The organism is Gibbsiella dentisursi (assembly GCF_039539505.1).
Lineage (GTDB): Bacteria > Pseudomonadota > Gammaproteobacteria > Enterobacterales > Enterobacteriaceae > Gibbsiella > Gibbsiella quercinecans.
In genome coordinates this window covers 920,909-943,491 of the sequence record NZ_BAABDG010000002.1, presented here as the reverse complement: position 1 = coordinate 943,491, position 22,583 = coordinate 920,909, and the positions used below count along the sequence as shown (strand labels likewise).

Genomic DNA, 22,583 nt, shown 5'->3' with positions numbered 1-22,583 from the left:
CCAGGCCGCCCCCGCGCTGTTTCAGGCCGATACCGCGCCGGGCGTGGGCGCAGCCTCATGCAACAGGCCCTGTTCGCGCAGCGTCTGCCAGAAATCATCCGCTATCGGCGCCGCAATCCACTCCAGGCAATTTTGCAGTTGCGCCGCATCGCGGGTGCCGGGCACGATGGTCGGCACGCATGGGTGCGCCAGCACAAACTGCAACGCGGCGGCCGGCAGGCTGACCTGATAGCGACGGCAAACCTGTTCGATTTCAGCCACCTTCTTTCGCACCTGCGCACTGGCCGGCCCATAGTTGTATTTGGCGTTTTCCACCGCGCCGGTGGCCAGAATACCGCTATTAAACCCGCCCCCGACCACCACCGCGGCGTTGCGCGCTTCACACAGCGGCAGGAAGTCATCCAGCGCGTCCTGTTCCAGCAGGGTGTAGCGCCCGGCCAACAGGAAGCAGTCAAAATCGCCCTGCTGCAGCGCGGCATGGCATACCTGCCATTCGTTTACCCCCACGCCAATCGCCTTCACCACGCCTTCATCGCGCAGCTGCGCCAACGCACGGTAAGCGCCTTCCATCGCCTGGCGGAAATAGTGCGGCTGCCGATCGCCATGGGTATAAACATCACAATCATGAATAAACGCAATGTCGATGCGCTCCAGCGCCAGGCGCTGCAGGCTGTCTTCGATCGAACGCATCGTGCCGTCGTAGCTGTAATCAAACACCGCCTCAAACGGCAACGGCTGCACCCATACCCCGGAGTCGATTTCCGCCCTTTTTTTCGGCTTGAGCAAACGCCCGACCTTGGTCGACAGCACAAACTCATCGCGCGGATACCAGCGCAGCCCGTGCCCGACGCGCGCTTCGCTTAACCCATGCCCATACATCGGCGCGGTGTCGTAATAGCGGATCCCGTTTTCCCAGGCCAGGTGGATCATTTTGTCGGATTCGGCTTCGCTGATCGGCCTGAATATATTGCCGATGGGCGCGGCGCCATACCCCATCGCCGTTACCTCAATGCCGGTGCGGCCCAAAAAACGCTTCTTTGCTGGATTCATATCACGGCTCCTGTGCGGGAGAAAAAGAGATTCACATTCAGCATACAAATAACTAACAGGATAGTTATATAAGAAGATATGTTTTAAAAATGTTAACTCGCCTGCAAAGCGTTATTTTTCCCATTGCCCGCCCTGCTCTTTCTTGACATTGTAACTAACCAGTTAGTAATTTTATTGTGAAGCCCTGTTGAAGAGGAAAAGGACCATGAGAGGAAAGTTGGTGCAGGTGGACGATGCGGTAGCGCGGATCAAAGATGGCGCCACCGTTGCTTTTACCGGTTCAGGCGGCGGTTTACTGGAAGCGGATTACGTGATGGCGGCGCTGGCCGAGCGCTACCGCACAACCGGGCACCCGCGGAACCTGACGCTGATCCATGCGCTGGGCATTGGCAACGGCAAAGGGAGCGGCCTGGGCCGCATGGCGCTGCCGGGCATGGTTAAGCGCATTATCGGCGGCCACTGGTCCTGGGCGCCGGAGCTGCAAAAAATGGCGCGCGATAACGAAATAGAAGCCTATTGCCTGCCCACCGGCATCATCATGACGCTTTACCGGGAAAGCGGCGCCGGCCGGCCGGGGGTGATTTCCACCGTCGGCCTGGGCACCTTTGTCGATCCGATCCATAACGGCGGCAAATGCAATACCCTCACCCAGGAAGAGATCGTCACGCGGATCACGCTTGATGGCAAAACCTACCTGCACTATAAGCCGTTCCACATTGACGTGGCGATTATCCGCGGCTCGCAGGCCGATCTGGACGCCAACATCTCCACCAGCGAAGAACCCGCCGATCTGGATATTTACGCCGTCGCCCTGGCGGCTCACAACGCGGGCGGGATCGTGATTGCCCAGGTGAAATCGCTGCAGCAGGCCCACTTCACCCCGGCGCGCAAGGTCAGTGTGCCCGGGGTGATGGTGGATTATGTGGTTGAATATCCGCAGCAGCAGCAGAGCTACCTGGGCGAATACGATGCGGCGATCTCCGGCCAGGCCGCGCCGCCGGAGCAAAAAAGCCCGCCGGTACAGCCGGAGGGGATTCGGCGCATCGTTTCTGCGCTGGCCGCACGCGAACTGCGGCCCAATATGCGCATCAACTATGGTTTCGGCATTCCCGGCGGCGTTTCGGCCATGGCCGATAAAACAGTGGTGGATTCCTGCTGGGAGATGGTGGAACAAGGCATCCATAACGGCGAGCTGCTGGACGGCGCTCTGTTTGGCGCCGCGCGCTACCCGCATGCGATCGTCAGTTCGCTCGATCAGTTCGATCTTTTTAGCGGCGGCGGGCTGGACATCACGTTCCTCGGCATGGGCGAAATGGACGCCGAAGGGAACGTCAACGTTTCGCAACTGGGCGATACCATCGTCGGCCCCGGCGGGTTCATCGACATCACCTGCGGCGCGCAAAAGGTGGTGTTCTGCGGCACCTTTGAGGCCAAGGGGCTGGCGGTTGCCCAACGCGGCGATGCCTTGCATATCGAATCTTACGGCCAGTTGCCCAAGCTGGTTGAAAAAGTCCGCCATATCACCTTCAGCGGCCCAGAAGCGTTAAAACGTGGCCAGGAGGTGATCTACATTACCGAACGCGCCATTTTCAAAATAACCGACGAAGGGCTGGCGCTGATTGGCAAGGTAAAAGGCACCGATCTGGAACAGGATATTTTGCAGCGTATGCAGTTCCGCCCCAGAATCGACAACGTGCAGGACATCGCCCTGTGAACGCAGACCGTTAGGCGGTATACAGCCCCAGGCGCCCGGCATTAGGAGGCGCTATTAACGGTTGAGGACAGTTCGACGACCGGCAACGTTGGCTGCATGTGCAGGCGTAAAAACGCCCAACAGAACATCAGTCTGTTGGGTGTTGCAATTAGGCTGTGTCCCGTAATAAATCGTGGTGCCGTCGTTACATCCAAAGCCCGTTATCATGCTCTGCAAATAATCCAGTGTAACTGCCACCGCATTAAAGGTGATCAATCAGACAGTGACCGAACTCGTTAATAAAGCAGCTCATCGCCAACCGTCAGTTCTGGCTCAGCGTATACCATTCTTTTGAAGCATCCTTGATGGCCAGATAAATTATCTTCCGCACTGAGCCATCTGTCGGGAACATCTTGCGCTTTTTGATGGCCCCATGGATGAAACGAAGGTGATCGGTCCATTCAGCGCTGGTGCCCTTTCGACAGTTAATTTCCTCAGCATACGGGAAAACGTATTGAGGTCGGCTTCGATTTTAAAGCCTTTAGCCAGTTCAGTCGCGAGGGACTGAAGTTTCTCATCTATAGTCTGCCTGTCTCCCTTACTGGAGTGCATGTAACAAAGACAGGCAATTACACAATTTTAATTACGGTCTCGAATTTTAAGGAAGAAGCTGTCCGTCAGATCATAGAATGAGGCTTGATTATTTACCGAATGTTCTACCTGTTTTTCACTGATATTCCTGCAGTCGATTTCTATCGTAATAATATTTGGCTATGACAACAAATTAAATCACGGCTAACCTCACCCCCTTTGAACCATGTTGAAATTTCTTGCGCAACATCGTTTGGCGTTGGCTGCTCGGCCATTTCTTCTGCAACCTCATGGGCAAATTTATATAGAGCTGAATTATGGAGAAATAAATCAATTAATTCTGAGGATAATCCTGAGGGCCCTGGTACTATTCCGCACCCGCGATCAACTACAGCTCGGGCATTTACTGGACGATCAGCACCCTCACCAAAAATAATCTGAGGGATCCCAGCTCGCAAGGCTGTCAATGTATTACCGGCCCCGCCGTGATGAATAAACCCATCAGCCCCAGAGAGAAACAATCCCATTGGAATCCAGTCAACCAGACGAACATTTTCTGGTAATGCGCGCAAATCAGAACGAGCATTCTCAGAAAGATGCAAAATTATTTCCGCATCAATCTCATCTGCTGAATCCATTACCCATGCAATCAGATCAAGACCATCAATCATTGGCTTCACCGTACCGAGGCTTACCAGTAAACGCCTGCGACCAGGGACTCTTAGCCACCACGCTTCGCTGACAGCACCACCATTATAAGGTACATATTGCATGGGAATAACAGGTTCGCCGTTATTCTGTAGCATAGTCATGCTTGGAGGCGTTACGTCTATCCATGCAAGATCTCGCTGAGGAGATTTAACTCCATGGCGTAAATAAGCATTGAGCAGCGTGCGAGTCATGCCTTTGGTATGGCGTGGCGTATGAGCAAAACCAACTGTTTGCATAACAGTGGGAATACCAAACTTAGAAGCAAGAAGCGGCCCAATTGGCGCCAGCGGAGGGTACACAATCAAATCAGGCTGCCAACCAGCGGTAAACTCAACCAGCAGATCTGTCATTTCATCACTAAAAAAAGAAAAATCGCCAACTATCCCCTTTGTCTTACGCATTTCAGCCCGATAACGATATTCTGCCTCTGAATCAAGGTCAGGTGCAGCATCAAATGCCATCAATCCGGCTTCTGCAACTTTACAGGCAAATTTACCAGCACTGGCAACAACAACCTCATGCCCTGATGTGCGGAAAGCCTGGGCAAATGAGATAATTGGGTAGAGTAAACCGAAAAGCGGAGGTCCAATAAAGAGCACACGCATGGGAATTCCCTTCATTTAATATATTTTATGTCAGTAACATAGATTCCAATAAGATGTATAAATCTAATCTTTGAGGTAAGACGAACTTATACCTTTGTTATTCCAATCAAGATTCTTTAGTTACAAAGTTAAAATAAATTTGTTAAATTTATTTTAACTTTTGAAAATAGCAACACATCCATAAGCATTTAGCTTCATCGGATAAGACTATTAGCTTAGACTCGTCACCTAATTACACTAACGATTACCCAACAACAAATCAAGAAGCAATAATTATAAAAATCGATCAATGGAATATAACCCTATGAAACAGAACCGGACAAAACACTAAAAACAAAAAATATCAAAAAGTCAATTTCAAATTAATATTTTTCTTTTTTTTAATATATTAAAGTGTTTCTATTTGTAATTTAATTTAGACCATTGACTCCGCATTTTTACTCTGATAGGCTCACCAATAAATGATAATGATTATTATTAGTGGATTAGCAATCAGCCTTGCTCTATGAATTATCTAGCTATTTTAATCTTCTAAGGACAAATCGACTCTAATGAAATACTCACCTACAGTTATAATTTAATGTGTAATTAATTATATCTTAATTCATACAAGACAGAAGGTTTTCATACTAGTGTAATTTTTCATCATTTTAATTACCGAAGATGCGTTAGTACTTAATGCTTTTCACACAGAATATAGACAGTGTTTTACTCGGGTAATTGATGGAGAGGATCTAATGATAAATCCCCCTCTTTTTCTGGAGAAATTGACAGCAAATCTTGTGCCGTTCTTTGCCAGAAAAGTTGATTCTGAGATTATATGGTGTGCATCGAATGTCATTGACAGTGAGGAGCTGCAAGAAAATTGCAGTTATTTGATCGATCCTGGCAGCAATTCTCCTTCTCGTATATTTCATGCTGAGCGGTACGGCGGTAGTGGCTTGCAGCGTAACGGTGGCGGCGCCCGTTGTGGTCTCTTTGGGCAATATCAGATAAAAGGTATTGGTGCAAACCCATTAGTCGGTGATGGCACTGATTGGAGTCATGGCAGTGGTGCATTGGGTGTCAGTGAAGCGATTTATGAAACCGTATGGAGTGAGATACTGGATGAGCTACTGCCCTACGGCGCGGTGAAAGTGCAAGCGGTTTTACTGACCAATAGTTATCTCAGTATCTCCTCAAAAAATTCAAAACAGTCTTCTCGTCGTGCCCTACTGGTGCGTGAACCGGTAGTTCGCCCAGCACATTTTGAACGTGCTCCCTACTTCAGGCCACAGATGGCGTTCGCCGGACAACTAATGCATGATGCGCGACGAGTGCGCGCGGTGATTAGCCAACTTCCTGCATGTTTACCTACACCACAAGCCGGCTTTAGCCCAGAAGCTTATGCCGATTCACGGATCTATTGTATCGAAGGGTTAAGTGAACTGGCACAGCGCTTAGCCTGGCAGATGGCATTTTGTCGCACACGTTTTCTTAAAGTTACCACCTCCCCTTCAAACATCTCTATAGATGGAAAGTTATTGGATTTCAATGGATTAGGGTGTCTATTTCCCAGCAATTATTGTTACGACTTTAGCTATCAGCTCCGGCTCAAAGAGATGATGAAAGAGCCAGCGATATTGCGGAGAGGCTTATCCAATCTTTGCCTTTATCTTGGAAAATATCTGTTTGATCCAACGTTTACTCAAATTGCATGCCAACAAATTAACCAATCGTTTGAACAAGCATTCCAATCAGCCTGTTACCACGGTTATCTATCTTTACTGGGCATTACCATAGACTCCGTATCTAGAGCATCAGTCCCTGATGTATTTATCAATCTGGTCGAGAGTTTTCTTCAACTGCTTGAAAACCGTCGCTACGAACTGTTTCATTCACTACAGGATGGTCGGAATCTGTCTGCGCTTGAAAGGCTGGTTAAGCAACTCTATAGAGAGACCACGGATGAGAAATTTCAAAATGATAGTTATTTTCGGCAACTACAACTTTGCCTGAAAGCGGCCCGACCACTTTTAAATCAAAATAGTACAGAACTGGAGCGCATAGCACTTGCACGACTTCAGCCCAGGGCCAGTCTTTGTAAGCTACAGATGTTTAAGGAGATAAATCATCTAATTGATTTGTATAGCAATGATTTACCATCACTGCAACAGGCGGTCTCTGCTATGGTCATTAAAAAGCAGACTTTCGCCAGAGAAGCATTAGGATCTCATGTTCATAGGAATAAGAATTATGATGCAACACGTCAATGAATCGTTTGATGACCGGACTGAGTGGTCAATTCATGAGCAGATTGGTTTTGCAGTGAGTTGTATGCTCAATAATCGCAACTATAGCTTATACCCTATATTGAGTATTCAACGCTGGACCGAGTTTGCTATCAATCACAAACAAATAAAGTTTCTCTTCGGCGCGAATAATCAACCTTTGGCTTACATAACATGGGCATATCTAGAAAGAGACACAGAAAGTAGAATGCTACATGATCCAAAGTTCAACCTTCATCCATCGGAATGGAATGAAGGGGGGAGGATTTGGATCCTTGATTTTTGCTGTAAACCAGGTTACTCACGTGAAGTGATTAAACTATTATCAAAAATTCGTCCTTGGGGTGAAGGGCAAGTTCGCTGGATCAACAGAAGGAGCCGGGGAGTTATGACGAGATCATAAAAAATGTTCATTTAAAGACACCATACCTAATGATGGTCACGATATAACTTCCAGATTTCGAATTAACTAGAATAAATAGTAATATTTAATTAAGGAAGAAAACCTTGTTCCGTCCGGATGCTGTACAACACAAAAATGGGCAATGGCATGGAAGAGCACTGTTATTGCCAGGAATTCCCTTATGGCTGGTGATAATGGGATGCTTTATTTTTATGAGCGCATTGATAACCTTTTTGATTGCAGGAACATATACCCGTCGGGTCAATGTTGATGGGGAAGTCACTACCTGGCCTCGTGCAGTAAATATATACTCTGGTGTACAGGGTGTTGTAGTAAAACAGTTTGTTCATGAACGCCAAGATATAAAACGCGGCGATCAACTTTACCAGATAGATATCAGTAGAAGTACCCAAGATGGTGCTGTTAGTGATAATAAACGTAAAAATATCGAAAATGAACTGATACGCGTTAACAATATTATCTCCCGCTTGAAAGAAAGTAAAAAAGTCACACTGGAAACTCTAGAGAAACAGTACCAGCAGTACAGTAATGCTTTTATACGCTCTTCAGATATTGTCAAACATGCTCAAGAAGGCATAAAGATAATGAAAGCGAATATGGATAGTTACCGTAATTATCAAGCGAAGGGACTAATAACCAAGGATCAGTTATCTTACCAGACAGAGATATATTACCAACACCAAAATAGCCTCCTCAGTCTGAGCGGACAAAATGATCAAAATGCCCTGCAAATGACCAATATAGAGAGCCAGATCCAGACACAGGCAGCAGATTTTGATAATCGCATCTATCAGACAGAGCTACAGCGCTACGATCTGCAAAAAGAGTTGGTAGACGCTGACGTTAGCGGCACCAATATTATCCGTGCACTCTCCGATGGCAAGGTTGATTCTATGAACGTTACCGTTGGACAGATGGTGAATGCTGGGGATAGCCTGCTCCAGTTGATTCCTGAGAATATTAATCACTTTTATTTGGTGCTTTGGGTACCGAACGATGTCATCCCTTATCTCACTATCGGTGATAAGGTCAATCTGCGCTATGAAGCTTTTCCTGCAGAAAAGTTCGGACAATTCTCCGCCTCGATAACCGCAGTCAGCAGCACACCGGCCTCAACTCAGGAAATGTTGACTTACCCTGGATCCCCTAAAATAACCCCGGACTCGCCAGGCCCATGGTACAAAGTTGTGGTGTCACCGGAAAAACAATTTATTGTTTATGGTGGTAAATCAATGCCACTGGAAAATGGCATGAAAGCTGACAGTACTCTTTTTTTGGAAAAGAGAAGAATTTATCAATGGATGCTCTCTCCTTTCTACGATATGAAACACAGCGCCATAGGACAGGTCAATGAATAGCAGTCTGTTCCACAACATCATTAGTCAACTTGATATTCGGTGGCGGCAGCGTGTACCGATTGTTCATCAGACCGAGTCTTCCGAATGTGGCCTCGCTTGCTTAGCGATGGTATGTGGTCATTACGGAAAAAATATCGATTTGATCGCATTGCGTCAGCAATTCAATTTATCCGCACGGGGTACCACACTCCTTGGTATTAATGGCATAGCAGAACAACTGGGGATGTCCACACGTGCACTATCTCTTGAACTAAATGAAATCAGCTCATTAAAAGCCCCCTGTATTCTGCATTGGGACTTTAATCATTTTGTGGTACTTGTCGCTGTACAGCACAATAAATATATCCTGCATGACCCAGCCAGAGGGCGTCGGGTGGTTGGTCAGGAAGAGTTATCAGCATATTTTACTGGTGTGGCACTGGAAATCTGGCCCGGCAGCGAATTTACTGCAGAGGCTGCGAAAGCAAGAGTCAAACTGAGCACACTGGTAAACAGCGTTTACGGTATCAAAGCCACATTGGCAAAAATATTCTTTCACTCAGTGGTGATCGAAGCTATCAATCTGATCATGCCGATCGGAACACAGCTGGTGATGGATCATGCCATTCCGGCTGCTGACCGGGGTTTGCTTACTTTAATCTGTGCCGGACTTATGTTTTTTATTCTGCTGCGTGCAGCCACCGGCACGATGCGCGCTTGGTCATCGCTAATGATGGGGGCATTGATTAATGTGCAGTGGCAGTCAGGTCTATTCAACCACCTGCTCAGACTGCCTTTAGCTTATTTTGAACGACGTAAACTTGGCGATATTCAATCCCGCTTTACTTCACTGGATACGTTACGTACCACCTTCACTACTAGCGTTGTGGGGGCAATTATGGACAGTATTATGGTTTCCGGTGTTTTAGTAATGATGGTGCTGTATGGTGGTTATCTTAGTTGGGTTGTTTTGGGTTTTACTACAATTTATATTCTTATTCGTTTGTTTACTTACAATTATTACCGACAAATGTCAGAAGAGAGTTTAGTCAGAACTGCACGAGCCAATTCATATTTTATGGAGACACTTTATGGTATCGCAACTGTAAAAATTCAAGGAATGGCAGAACGACGTGGTACCCACTGGCTAAACCTGAAAATTGAAGCTATTAACTCCGGCATCAAACTCAACAAAATGGACTTGTTGTTTGGCGGCATCAATACTTTCGTCGCCACCTGCGATCAAATTGCCATTTTATGGCTGGGTACCAACCTAGTAATGGATCATCAGTTGACTATCGGCATGTTTGTTGCTTTCGGCTCGTTTCGTGGTCAATTCTCTGATCGGGTAGCCTCACTTACCAATTTTATGTTACAGCTGCGCATAATGAGTCTACATAATGAACGCATCGCGGATATCGCACTGCATAAACGTGAGGAGAAAAAAACTGACATTATTACCATTTCCCAAGGACAGCCTGCTGCTCTTGAAACAATTTCGGTTAATTATAGTTATGACAGTCAATCTTCCCCAATATTAACTGATGTCAATTTATCTATTATACCTGGTGAAAGCGTGGCGATTGTTGGTTCATCAGGCTCAGGTAAGAGTACGTTGATTAAAGTATTATCAGGGCTGTTTGAACCAGCATCAGGAAAAGTACTAGTGAATGGTATTGATATTCGACAGATGGGATTGAATAATTATCAAAAAATGATAGCTTGCGTGATGCAGGATGATCGTCTTTTCTCAGGATCAATTCGTGAAAATATCTGTGGATTCAGTGAAAAAATGGATGAGGCATGGATGGTCGAGTGTGCACAAGCCAGCTATATCCATGATGTTATTATGAAGATGCCCATGGGCTATGAGACCCTCATTGGTGAATTGGGTGAAGGGCTTTCCGGTGGACAAAAACAGAGAATTTTTATAGCACGCGCCCTGTATCGCCGACCGGCAATTTTATTTATGGATGAGGCCACTAGTTCATTGGATACTAATAGCGAACGTTCAGTTAACGGTGCGATAAAAAACATGAATATAACTCGAGTTATCGTAGCTCACCGAGAGAAAACATTGAAGTCTGTTGATAGAATTATTTACCTATGAGTAAATATTAACTCCCCCACATTAACTTAGAGAGATTTAAAAATATGAAATAAAGAATTTATATCCTTATCATAGATGAAAGTCTGTTTTAATTAAGTTAACCTTCAAAAAAGGAACGGTTATGAGAGCATTAACAGTTGTAGAAATCGGAAGTGTGTATGGCTCGGGTACGGCGGGAGATGTTCTCTCGGATGGGGCTAATGGTACAGCAATCGGTACGGGATTCGGTAGCGCCGCCGGTCTTGCTCTTGCGTCGGAGGGGGTTGAAGCTGGAGTCATCGTAGGGGGAGCGATTGGCGCAGCGATCGGTGGCGCAATTGGGCTCGGGATCGGCATCTACGAATCCTATGATAGTGATAGTTCAAGCTCTTCCTCTTCTTCGGGATCTTGATCTAGACAGAGTTAATTTAATTGACGAGGTAGTAAAATAGCTCATAATTGATTTTTTATGCTTCTTTGCGTGCTCCATTGCAACGGGACATATAATTAAATCTGCTATGCGACCAGAGACAATGGTTAAAGAGGAATCTTTATGATCATTTGTTAAGTATCGTCGTTTTAAGTTTATATTAATTTAGAATTATTCGACGAACTGAATCTGGTCGCAAAAATGAGAGCCCAGGTTTTAATATCCTTACAAAAAGAGGTAATATGTTAATCATAGTTAGTAAGTTTTTATATTTTATAGCACTGGCGATTTGTATTTGTAACTCTGTGGTAGGAACATTTACAATTTTCACCAGCGACAGACCCTTCGACTTAGGAAAATTGATTCAATACTATATCCCTACCATGTTATTAATCGTATTTTATTTTTTTGTAATTAGAAAAAAAATGCATTAATAACCGGTCTAGGTTTGATACGGGTTAATGGAATAAAGACGATAACTACGCTCCATGAAAATCAGGCCAACGGTCGGTTTAATTTCAGGAGCGTTAACTATTCTGAACTACGACAAAGATATCACATCATAAACATGTCATTATTTTTTACAAAAAATAGACTATGGTTGGGATAGGTTCTTACGAAACCCTGTATTAATATGGTAATGTTCAAACTACCAACTAAATTTATTAGTCATTATGATTATAACAATCATAATCCTATATAATACAGTGTAAATGTAAATATTTTTGTCAGATCGCTTATTTTGATATTAATAAAAATAAGTAGTCATTATTAGTGACCGCATGGATAATCCAGTTCAGCGACGCAATAGCATTCGTGGCGTCAATATGCTGTCTTCTGTTGCTGCCGGTCATAATAAATCCACGTGCAGGTGTTTTACCGCCAGCAACCAGGTTCGCCTAAACAGCAAATGCAGGCTACGCCCCATACTGATTTAATCGGGGTTTCGCAAACAGAACGGCGGGTGGAATTGAAGAAAAAACCGCCGCGGCTGGCACAGCGGGCGGTTTTCAATGGTAAAGGCTGCCGTCAGGGCTTCAGAATACGCATAATGGTGTCGATGTTGAAATCCAGGCGTTTTTGCAACGCATCGGGATCCATAAAGTTGCGGTCAAACAGGATGGCGCCGGTGTATTTATTGGTGAAGTAATAGTAGCTCACCGCCGCGATGGTAATGATCAGTTGTTCCGGATCCACCCCCGGCCGGAAGATCCCTTCCTGCGCCCCGCGCTCGAGTATATTGCCCATCAGGCCGACCATCGATTGCTGCGCCGATTTAATCGCCTCGGATTTTTTCAGGTGCACCGCGCGGTGGAGGTTTTCGCTGTTGACCAGCGTGAGGAACTCCGGGTTTTTCAGGTAGTAGTGCCAGGTAAAACGCACCAGGGTTTCAATCGCTTCCTGCGGCGGCAACCGCTCAAGATGCAGCTTCTTTTCCGCCTCGCGGATGTCCAGGTAGGAATCTTCAACCACCTTCTGAAACAGCTCTTCTTTGCTGCCAAAATAGTGGTAGATCATACGTTTATTGGATTTTGCCTTTTCAGCAACGATATCAATACGCGCGCCCCCCAACCCTTTTTGCGCAAACTCCCGCTTTGCCGCTTTAAGAATCCGCTTCTGCGTTGCAACGGGATCGCGTACCTGTGTTGGTTTTTCGGCTGTTATTTTAGTCATTTCTCGTTTTTTATCGCGTAGATGGCCTGTGATTACATCTTTATCACTTTATGGAAATCAAGAGAATTTTTCCACTTTATGTTTTTTCTGCTAAGCGGATAACAATTTTATTACAAAACCCCTTACTCCCCCCAGACGATGCCAAAACCCGTGCTAGTATATGTAACTAATTGGTTATATATGGTGTGAAATCTTTTTTCTAAACAGACGATTAATTGCAAATGCAACCAATACAGCCGGCTAGCCGCATGCAGCCCGCGCCGCTGGCCCACCGGGCGCACACCGCACCGTGCGCCGGCCTGTTCAAGAATGATGAGAGGGAGAATATGGGTAACTTTTTTCATAATGTTGACTTGAATCATCCATTGCTGCCGGCAAAAGCACATGAGTTCCAAATGTTCATCAATGGCGAATGGACCCAAGGGCACGCAACGGCGTTTTTCACCCGCAATAGCCCGGCGCACGGTATCCCGGTCAGCCGCTATCCGGCCGGCACCGCCGAAGATGCCGATGCCGCCATTCAGGCCGCGCGCCACGCCTTTGATTCCGGCGTGTGGTCGCGCCGCAGCGGCGCAGAACGCGCGCAGGTGCTGCTTGCCACCGCACAGCTGATCCGCAAGCACCTCGATAAGCTCACCCTGCTTGAAACGCTGGAAACCGGCAAACCGCTCGGCCAGGCGCGCGGCGAGATCCTGGGGGCGGCCGATATCTGGGAATACGCCGCCGGGGTGGCGCGCAGCATCAGCGGCGACAGCTTCAACAACCTTGGCCAGAATATGTTCGGCCTGGTCACCCGCGAGCCGATCGGGGTGGTCGGTGTGATTACGCCGTGGAACTTCCCGTTCTTCATCGGGGCGGAACGCTACCCTTATATTCTGGCGGCCGGCTGCACGCTGGTGGCGAAAGCGGCCGAGATCACCTCCGGCACCACGCTGCTGCTGGCGGAGCTGCTGCAGGAGGCCGGCTTGCCGGACGGGGTATTCAACGTGGTGACCGGCGCCGGCAACGTGGTCGGCCAGCGCATCACCGAACATAACGACGTGGATATGGTGTCGTTCACCGGTTCCACCAGCGTGGGCCAAAGCACGCTGCGCGCCGCCGCCGGCAATATCAAGCGGCTGGGGCTGGAACTGGGGGGCAAAAACCCGCAGATCGTGTTCGCCGATGCGGATCTGGATGCCGCGCTGGACGGCACGCTGTTCGGCTTTTTATTCAATACCGGCCAGTGCTGCGTCAGCGGCAGCCGCCTGCTGGTGGAGCGCTCAATCCATCAAGCCTTCTGCCAGCGCCTGGTTGAGCGGGCACAGCGGGTCAAGATTGGCGATCCGCTGCACGAAGCGACCCAGGTCGGGGCGATCATCAGCGAAAAGCACCACCAGACCATTTTAGGCTATATCGCCCAAGGCAAAAAAGAAGGCGCGCAGTTGCTGACCGGCGGCAACGCCATTGCCAGCAACGGCGGTTGGTTCATCGAACCGACCATCTTCGACAACGTGACGCCCGAGATGGCTATTTTCCGCGAAGAGATCTTCGGCCCGGTGCTGTGTGTCACCCCGTTTGACAGCGACGAAGAAGCCATCGCCATCGCCAACGACTCCTGCTACGGCCTGGCCGCCAGCATCTGGACGGCCAATCTGGATCGCGCCATTCAGGGGTTCCGGGATTTGAAGGCCGGCCGTTTGTGGGTGAACACCACCATTGCCGGCGGCCCCGAGCTGCCCTCCGGCGGCTTTAAGCAATCCGGTATCGGCCGTGAAAGCGGCACCTACGGCGTTGACGAGTATACCGAACTGAAATCGGTCCATATCCAGTTGGGGCAACGCAATAAATGGCTGGCTGATTGAGTTAATTATCGGGGAATCAGGCATGTACGATTATATAGTTATTGGTGGCGGTTCGGCCGGCAGCGTGCTGGCGGCTCGGTTGAGCGAGCAACAGGCATGCCGCGTTTTGCTGGTTGAAGCCGGCCCTAGGGATACCAACCCTTACATTCACCTGCCGGTGGGGTTCAGCAAAATGACCGGCGGCCCGTTGACCTGGGGTTTCCATACCGCTGCCCAGCCGCATATGAACCAGCGCGAAATGCTGTTCGCCCAGGGGCGCGTGCTGGGGGGCAGCAGCTCGATCAATGCCGAAGTCTTTACCCGCGGCAACCCGGCGGACTATGACCGCTGGGCCACGCAGGAAGGCTGTGAAGGCTGGTCGTTTGCCGATATTCAACGCTATTTCATCAAGGCGGAAGACAACGATACCTTTTCCGCGCCCTGGCACGGCAATGGCGGGCCGCTCGGCGTATCCAGCCCGATAACCCCTAACCTGATGAGCAAAACCTTCGCCAAAGCCTGCCAGCAGGCCGGGTTGCCCTATAACCCCGATTTCAACGGTGAAAAACAGGCGGGCAGCGGGCTTTACCAAACCACCACCCGCCATGCCCGCCGCTGCTCCGCCGCCGTGGGCTACCTGAAAGATGCGCGCAAACGCAAAAACCTGACCATTATCACCGGCTGCCAGATCGTCCGGCTGTTGGTGGAAAACCAACGGGCGGTCGGCGTGGAAGTGGTGCGCAACGGCCAGTTGCAGCAGTTGCGCGCCAGCGGCGAAGTGATCGTCAGCGCCGGCGCAATTGGCTCCCCCAAGCTGTTGCTGCTTTCCGGCATCGGTCCGGCGGATAGCCTGCGCAAATTGGGCATCCCGGTGGTGGCCGATCTGCCCGGCGTCGGGCAAAATCTGCAGGATCACCTCGGGGTCGATCTGATCTACGAACTGCGCCAGCCGCTGAGCTACGACAAATACAAACAGCCGCACTGGATGCTGTGGGCCGGGCTGGAATACCTGCTGTTCCGTAAGGGGCCGGTTTGTTCAAACATTGTCGAAGGCGGCGCCTTTTGGTCTGTTGATCCGCAATCGGCAACGCCGGACACCCAAATCCATTTCCTGGCCGGCGCCGGAGTGGAAGCCGGCATCCCGCCGGTCAAGTCAGGCTCCGGCGTCACCATCAACAGCTACTTCCTGCGCCCACACAGCCGGGGCAGCGTTAGCCTGCGCACCGCCAACGCCGCCGACGCCCCGCTGATCAACCCCAACTACCTTGCCGATCCGCGGGATCTCAAGATGACGGTGGCGGGCATCAAACTGATGCGCGAAATCATGGCGCAGAGTGCCTTCGCCCCCTACCTGCGCCGTGAACATATGCCGGGCGACAGCGTGCAGAACGACGCCGCGCTGGAAGACTATATCCGCCAGTTTGGCCGCACCTGCTACCACCCGGTCGGCACCTGCAAAATGGGCGGCGATCCGCAGGCCGTAGTGGATACCGCCCTGCGCGTACACGGCATTGCCGGGCTGCGCGTGGTGGACTCTTCGGTGATGCCAAGCCTGGTCAGTTCCAACACTAACGCCCCGACGATTATGATCGCGGAGAAAGCCAGCGATCTGATTATCGCAGCACGTTAATCACGGATGTTACGCCGGCTCCCGCGGGCAAAAATCGGTTGAATTTATAACTAAATAGTTATTTACTTAAGTGTAAAACAAGAACCCTATACCACCTTGAAGGGGAATAAACTGATGAAAATTCTGGTACCCGTCAAACGCGTTGTCGATCACAACGTCAAGGTCAGAGTAAAGAGCGATCACAGCCAGGTCGATCTGGCCAACACCAAAATGGCGCTGAACCCTTTTTGTGAGATCGCGATAGAAGAAGCCGTGCGGCTGAAAGAAAAAGGCATCGCCAGTGAGATCGTGGTGGTGACGATTGGCCCGGATGCCGCACAGGAACAACTGCGCACCGCCCTGGCGATGGGCGCCGATCGCGGCCTGCTGATCGCCTGCGATAGCCCGCTGGAACCACTCACGCTGGCAAAAGTGCTGGCAAAGGTGGTGGAACAGGAACAACCGCAGCTGATCTTAATGGGCAAACAGTCGATCGACGGCGATAACAACCAAACCGGGCAGATGCTGGCGGCCCTGTGCGGCTATCCGCAGGCGACCTTCGCCGCAGCGTTAGCGATTGAAGGCGGCGAGGCACTGGTGACCCGTGAGGTTGACGGCGGTCTGCAACGCCTGGCGCTGTCTCTGCCGGCGGTGGTGACCACCGATCTGCGCCTTAACCAACCCCGCTATACCTCTCTGCCGAACCTGATGAAAGCAAAACGCAAACCGCTCAATGTCACACCGTTTAGCGACTACGGCATTGAACCGCGCACGCACGTCAGCCTGCTGAAAGTGGAAACGCCACCGGCCCGCCAGGCGGGCGTTCAGGTAGCCAACGTCGACGAACTGATCGATAAGCTGAAACACCAAGCGAAGGTAATTTGATATGCATACATTACTTCTGGCCGAACATGATAATGCCACGCTAAATGCCGTCACCCTGAATGCCATCAGCGCCGCACAGGCGATCGGTGGCGAACTCACCGTGTTGGTGGCGGGCGAAAATTGCCGGGCAGTAGCCGAACAGGCCGCGGCGGTGACCGGCGTTACGCGCGTACTGCTGGCGGATAACGCCGCCTATCGGCACCCGTTAGCCGAAAATATCGCCGCATTGCTTGATACGCAGCGCAGCGGCTACAGCCACCTGATGGCCGTCGCCAACGCCAATGGCAAAGACATCATGCCGCGCGTCGCCGCGCTGGCCGACGTAGCGCAAATCTCTGACATCATCGCCGTTGAAAGCCCCACCGTCTTTAAACGGCCAATTTACGCCGGCAGCGTTATCGCCACCGTGGAAAGCCATGATGATCCGGTGGTGCTGACGGTGCGCGCTTCCAGCTTCCCGGCCGCCGCTGCGGAAGGCGGCACAGCGCCGATAGAACCCCTTGAGCAAGCGATTACCGGCGGCGGCGCCCGCTTTGTCGGTGAAGATCGGGTGGTTTCCCCACGGCCGCAGCTTGCCACCGCGCGCGTGGTGGTTTCCGGCGGCAGAGCGCTGGGCAGCCGGGAGAACTTCGCCCTGATCGAGCAGTTGGCCGACAAACTCCATGGCGCGGTGGGCGCCTCGCGCGCCGCGGTCGATGCCGGCATGGTGCCCAACGATCTGCAGGTGGGGCAAACCGGCAAAGTGGTAGCGCCGGAGCTGTATATCGCCGTGGGCATTTCCGGCGCTATCCAGCACCTGGCCGGGATGAGCAACTCAAAGGTGATTGTCGCCATCAACAACGACGAAGAAGCGCCGATTTTCCAGATTGCCGATTACCGCCTGGTGGGCGATCTGTTTGAGGTCGTGCCGCAGTTGATTGAGCGGCTTTAAGCCGCACGGCAAGGGAGGTAGCAATGGAACGTGAATCAATGGAGTTTGACGTCCTGATCGTCGGCGGCGGGCCCGCCGGGCTGTCCGCCGCTTGCCGCCTGATGCAAATGGCGCAACAGCAAGAGCAAACGTTGAGCGTCTGCGTGATCGAAAAAGGCGCGGAGATCGGGGCGCATATTCTTTCCGGCGCAGTATTCGCGCCGCAGGCGCTGGACGAACTGTTCCCCGACTGGCAACAACGCGGCGCGCCGCTGGATACCCCGGTGACGGAAGATGCGCTGTATTTACTGCGCAACGCCGACCAGGCCTGGGCGATCCCCAACGCCCTGATCCCCGCGCCGATGCACAACCAGGGCAACTACGTGATAAGCCTGGGCGAGCTGTGCCGCTGGCTGGCCAGGCAGGCGGAAGCGCTGGGCGCGGATATCTTCCCCGGTTTCGCCGCCGCCGAGATATTGTTTGACGAGGCCGGCGCGGTCAGCGGGGTGCGGCTGGGTGACATGGGGGTGGACGCCGCCGGCCATCACAAACCGGGCTTCACGCCCGGGATGGATTTGCGCGCGAAATATACCCTGTTTGCCGAAGGCTGCCGCGGCCACCTGGGCAAACAGCTGATCGCGCGTTTCAACCTGGCCGCCGACAGCGATCCGCAGCATTATGCGATAGGCATCAAAGAGCTGTGGGATATTCCGGCGGAAAAAAGCCGCCCCGGCCAGGTGATCCACGCCTCCGGTTGGCCGCTGACCGGCGATGCCTCCGGCGGCAGTTTTCTTTACCATACCGCCAACAATCAGGTGGCGGTGGGGTTGATCGTCGATCTTAACTACCGCAATACCTGGCTTAGCCCGTTCGATGAATTCCAGCGCATGAAACACCACCCGGTTTTCAGCCAGGTGCTGGCGGGGGGTAAACGCGTCGCCTATGGCGCGCGCGCCATTACCAAGGGCGGCTTTAACGCCCTACCGAAAATGCACTTCCCCGGCGGTTTGCTGATTGGCTGCGATGCCGGCACGCTCAATTTCGCCAAGATCAAGGGGAGCCATACCGCAATGAAATGCGGCATGCTGGCCGCCGAATCGGTGTATGCCGCGCTGCAGGAGTCGCCAGACGGGCAACGAGATCTGGCCGAATTCGCCACGCGCTTTAACCATTCATGGCTGGCCGATGAACTGCGCCAGTCACGTAACTTCGGCCCGGCGCTGCACCGTTACGGCACCCTACTGGGCGGGGTGTTCAATTATTTCGATCAGAACTGGTTCAAGGGCAAACTGCCGTTTACGCTGCACGATCGTCAGCCCGATCATCTGCAGTTGAAACCCGCCAGCGAGTGCGTACCGATCCACTACGCCAAGCCCGACAACGTGCTAAGCTTTGATAAGCTCTCTTCCGTCTATCTTGCCAATACCGCCCATGACGAAGACCAGCCCTGCCACCTGAAACTGCGGGATGCGCAGGTGCCGCTGCGGGATAACCTGCCCCGCTACGCCGAGCCGGCCCAGCGCTACTGCCCGGCCGGGGTGTATGAAATCGTCGAGATCGCCGGGGAGAAGAAATTTCAGATCAATGCGCAGAACTGCGTGCACTGTAAAACCTGCGATATCAAGGATCCGGCGCAGAATATCGTCTGGACCGTGCCGGAAGGCGGCTGCGGCCCGAACTATCCGAATATGTGATGCACCGCCCTCCTCCCTCTGCCCTCTGCCCTCACCCCAACCCTCTCCCAAAGGGAGAGGGAGTATACCGTGCCCGCTGTGGCAGCATACGTAATAAGGCAGACTTGATCGCAGCAAAGCAATGCCCAATCAATACACGACGCTGGGCAGCTCCCTCTCCCTCTGGGAGAGAAAGTACACCGTGCCCACTGTGACGGCATACGTAATAAGGCAGGCTTGAAATACCGAACCAACACACGGCGTCGGGCAGCTCCCTCTCCCTCTGGGAGAGGGAATACACCGTGCCCGCTGTGACGGCATACGTAATAAGGCCGGCTTGAAATACCGAACCAACACACGGCGCCGGCCGGCTTCCTCTCCCTCTGGGAGAGAGAGTACACCGTGCCCGCTGTGACGGCATACGTAATAAGGCCGGCTTGAAATACCGAACCAACACACGGCACCGGCCGGCTCCCTCTCCCTCTGGGAGAGGGTTGGGGTGAGGGAAAACATCCCCCCATTCACACCACACTTTCAAAGCGTGTGATACAAGTGGCCAGCGTCTCGGCCGGCGGGCGCAGCCACCAGTTATCGCGGGAAAAAATCTCCACTTCAATCAAACCGCCGTAACCGGCCTTTTCAACCTGCGCGCGAAAAGCCGGCAGGGCGATGACACCGTCCCCCATCATGCCGCGATCGTTCAACATATCGCGCGTCGGCACCAGCCAGTCCGAAACATGGCAGGCCAGCAATAACTCGCCCGCCTCGAGCAGATCCTCATCCAGCGTGGGCGACCACCACAGGTGATAGGCATCAGCGGCAATGCCCGCGCTGGCCGGATATTCGTGGTTGATTTGCCGGCACCACTGGATCGCCTGCGCCAGCGTCACCAGGCAACTGCGCTCGGCGCAGTACATCGGGTGGAGCGGCTCCAGCGCCAGCGGCACGCCGCACTGGCGGGCATGCTCCGCCAGACGCATCACCCCTTCCAGCGCCTGATCGCATACCGCCGGTAGCACGGTATTATCAGCACTTAAGCCCCCTACCACCAGGATATAGCATTGCGCCCCCAGCTCCGCCGCATCATCCAGCGCCCGCAGATTGATCGCCAGCGCCTGCTCGCGCGCCTGCCGGCTCGCTGCGGTGAAGTAATGGCTGCGGCAATAGCCGGTCACCGTGAGCCCGGCGGCGCGGATCAGAGCGGCGGCGCGCTGCACCCCCAGCGCCTCTACCTCCTGGCGCCAAGGCGCGATACCGCCGATCCCGGCCTCGGCCAGCAGATGAATGGTTTGGTCCAGCGGCTGCTGGTAACCCAAGGTCGCGGTGTTGATCGCCAGCAGATCGCGGCGCCCTTTCAGTTCACGCATGATGTTCCTCGTCGTCTTTATGCCGTTGCAGACAGGAAAGCGCGTTCCCCCGGCCAAGCGAGGGAACGCCGCGGCGTCAGGCCAGTAAATGGCGCGCAATGATCATGCGCTGGATTTGGTTGGTGCCTTCATAGATCTGGGTGATTTTGGCATCGCGATAGAGCCGCTCCACCTCTACGCCGCGGATATAGCCGCTGCCGCCGAAGATCTGCACCGCATTGGCGCTATGCTGCACCGCCACATCGCCGGCAAAGCACTTGGCCATTGAGCAGGCAGCGGTGGCGTCGGCCGCGTCAGTGTCAATTTTATAGGCGGCGCTGTGCACCAACAGGCGTGCGGCTTCGGTGTCTTTGGCGATGTCCGCCAACATAAACTGCACCGCCTGGAACCCGGCAATATTCTGGCCGAACTGTTCGCGCTGTTTGGCATATTCCGTGGCGGCCTCCAGCCCGGCGCGCGCAATGCCGACTGCCAACGCGCCGATGCCCACGCGCCCTTTATTCAGCGCGCTCATCATCATGTGGAAACCACGGTTTTCCGCCCCCAGCAGCGCATCCGCCGGCAGTTGCACCTGGTTAAAGTGCAGTTCGCCCACCTGCGACGAGCGCTGCCCCATTTTGTGCTCTTTCGGCCCTTTGGATACGCCAGCCAGCGCGCAGTCAACGATAAAGATGCTCATGCCACGGTGGCCGGCTTCTTTGTCGGTGCGCGCCAGCACAAAGGCCACATCGGCCACCGGGGCGTTATGGATCCACAATTTGCTGCCATTCAGCACCCAGCCGTTTTCGCTGCGCGTCGCTGTGGTTTTCACGCCGGAGACGTCGGAACCCGCCCCGGCTTCCGTGATGCAATATGCCCCTTTCAGCGAGGCATTAAGCAGGCCCGGCAGCCACCTGGCGCGCTGGTTATCATTGCCATGCTGCGACAACAGCGTGCCCAGCAGTTCAACCAGGCCGCACTGATCGGCCACTGACGCATAGCCGCGCGACAGCTCTTCCATCACCACCGCATAGGCCACGACATCCAACCCGACGCCGCCGTAGGCTTCCGGCACGGTGATGCCGAACAGCCCCAGTTCCCCCATCTGCTGGTAGATATCACCGGCAAAACGCTCTTCGCGATCCAGCTCTTCCGCCTGCGGGCGGATCACTTCGTCGGCAAACTTACGGGTCATATCGCGAATCTGTTGATGGATCTCAGTTAAATACATGGTTCCCCTCCCACCTGTTGATACTCGGTATCATCATCGTTACATTACGGTTAAATTAAATAACTAGATAGTTACTACAATCTACAGGTGAATAAGTCAATGCCCGTCGGCGATAACTGTTAGCTGTACAACAGAATTTTGCCGCTTGTCGCCACGGCGCATTCTGCCGCCTTGACCGAGCGAACACTCTGGCCGGCCGGCGCTTGACTTTTAAACAATCGATGAGTAAACA

Annotated in this window: 15 protein-coding genes; 10 read left to right on the top strand and 5 right to left on the bottom strand. The window is 52.2% G+C overall.

Features of this window, described 5'->3' with window-relative positions:
* Positions 1-21: 21 nt before the first annotated feature.
* On the bottom strand, positions 22-1,050 hold the full coding sequence (locus ABFX35_RS04700) for an aldo/keto reductase (RefSeq protein ID WP_346079479.1): 1,029 nt from the start codon (positions 1,048-1,050) through the stop codon (positions 22-24).
* Between the two features lie 205 nt (positions 1,051-1,255).
* Between ABFX35_RS04700 and ABFX35_RS04695 the strand changes: the two genes are divergently transcribed.
* Positions 1,256-2,764: an acyl CoA:acetate/3-ketoacid CoA transferase gene (locus tag ABFX35_RS04695; protein WP_346079477.1), complete on the top strand. Its 1,509-nt coding sequence runs from the start codon at positions 1,256-1,258 to the stop codon at positions 2,762-2,764.
* 731 nt (positions 2,765-3,495) lie between these two features.
* Here the strand turns inward: ABFX35_RS04695 and ABFX35_RS04690 are convergent.
* The gene (locus tag ABFX35_RS04690) at positions 3,496-4,650 is read right to left on the bottom strand and encodes a nucleotide disphospho-sugar-binding domain-containing protein (RefSeq protein WP_346079475.1); all 1,155 of its coding nucleotides are present in this window, start codon (positions 4,648-4,650) and stop codon (positions 3,496-3,498) included.
* Between the two features lie 737 nt (positions 4,651-5,387).
* Between ABFX35_RS04690 and ABFX35_RS04685 the strand changes: the two genes are divergently transcribed.
* The 4 genes from ABFX35_RS04685 (at position 5,388) to ABFX35_RS04670 (ending at position 10,791) form a co-directional block, all read left to right on the top strand.
* The gene (locus ABFX35_RS04685) at positions 5,388-6,905 is read left to right on the top strand and encodes an MchC protein (protein ID WP_346079474.1); all 1,518 of its coding nucleotides are present in this window, start codon (positions 5,388-5,390) and stop codon (positions 6,903-6,905) included.
* Complete coding sequence (locus tag ABFX35_RS04680) at positions 6,886-7,323, top strand: toxin-activating lysine-acyltransferase (protein ID WP_428832164.1); 438 nt, start codon at positions 6,886-6,888, stop codon at positions 7,321-7,323. Before ABFX35_RS04685 ends, ABFX35_RS04680 begins: the two co-directional genes overlap by 20 nt.
* 104 nt (positions 7,324-7,427) lie before the next feature.
* Positions 7,428-8,702: an HlyD family secretion protein gene (locus ABFX35_RS04675; protein WP_346079472.1), complete on the top strand. Its 1,275-nt coding sequence runs from the start codon at positions 7,428-7,430 to the stop codon at positions 8,700-8,702.
* Positions 8,695-10,791 carry a peptidase domain-containing ABC transporter gene (locus tag ABFX35_RS04670; protein ID WP_346079470.1) on the top strand — a complete coding sequence of 699 codons (2,097 nt, stop codon included), beginning with the start codon at positions 8,695-8,697 and terminating at the stop codon, positions 10,789-10,791. The genes ABFX35_RS04675 and ABFX35_RS04670 overlap by 8 nt, the downstream gene beginning before the upstream one ends.
* 1,438 nt (positions 10,792-12,229) lie before the next feature.
* Here ABFX35_RS04670 and ABFX35_RS04665 read toward each other — a convergent pair.
* Positions 12,230-12,874, bottom strand: coding sequence for a TetR/AcrR family transcriptional regulator (locus tag ABFX35_RS04665; RefSeq protein WP_121554738.1), 645 nt, complete (start codon positions 12,872-12,874; stop codon positions 12,230-12,232).
* A 326-nt stretch (positions 12,875-13,200) separates the two neighbouring features.
* On the opposite strand from ABFX35_RS04665, the gene ABFX35_RS04660 reads away from it, so the two are divergent.
* From ABFX35_RS04660 to ABFX35_RS04640, 5 genes are all read left to right on the top strand, one after another.
* Positions 13,201-14,718: an aldehyde dehydrogenase family protein gene (locus ABFX35_RS04660; RefSeq protein ID WP_346079468.1), complete on the top strand. Its 1,518-nt coding sequence runs from the start codon at positions 13,201-13,203 to the stop codon at positions 14,716-14,718.
* A gap of 22 nt (positions 14,719-14,740) precedes the next feature.
* A complete protein-coding gene (locus tag ABFX35_RS04655; RefSeq protein WP_346079466.1) occupies positions 14,741-16,327 on the top strand; it encodes a GMC family oxidoreductase in 1,587 nt (528 codons plus the stop codon).
* Between the two features lie 114 nt (positions 16,328-16,441).
* Positions 16,442-17,191: an electron transfer flavoprotein subunit beta/FixA family protein gene (locus tag ABFX35_RS04650; protein WP_095845051.1), complete on the top strand. Its 750-nt coding sequence runs from the start codon at positions 16,442-16,444 to the stop codon at positions 17,189-17,191.
* 1 nt (position 17,192) lies between these two features.
* The gene (locus ABFX35_RS04645; protein ID WP_095845052.1) at positions 17,193-18,122 is read left to right on the top strand and encodes an electron transfer flavoprotein subunit alpha/FixB family protein; all 930 of its coding nucleotides are present in this window, start codon (positions 17,193-17,195) and stop codon (positions 18,120-18,122) included.
* 23 nt (positions 18,123-18,145) lie between these two features.
* On the top strand, positions 18,146-19,795 hold the full coding sequence (locus tag ABFX35_RS04640; protein ID WP_346079463.1) for an electron transfer flavoprotein-ubiquinone oxidoreductase: 1,650 nt from the start codon (positions 18,146-18,148) through the stop codon (positions 19,793-19,795).
* 500 nt (positions 19,796-20,295) lie between these two features.
* Here ABFX35_RS04640 and ABFX35_RS04635 read toward each other — a convergent pair whose 3' ends face one another.
* Complete coding sequence (locus tag ABFX35_RS04635; protein ID WP_346079461.1) at positions 20,296-21,141, bottom strand: sugar phosphate isomerase/epimerase family protein; 846 nt, start codon at positions 21,139-21,141, stop codon at positions 20,296-20,298.
* A gap of 76 nt (positions 21,142-21,217) precedes the next feature.
* The gene (locus tag ABFX35_RS04630) at positions 21,218-22,351 is read right to left on the bottom strand and encodes an acyl-CoA dehydrogenase family protein (RefSeq protein WP_346079459.1); all 1,134 of its coding nucleotides are present in this window, start codon (positions 22,349-22,351) and stop codon (positions 21,218-21,220) included.
* Positions 22,352-22,583: the final 232 nt, after the last annotated feature.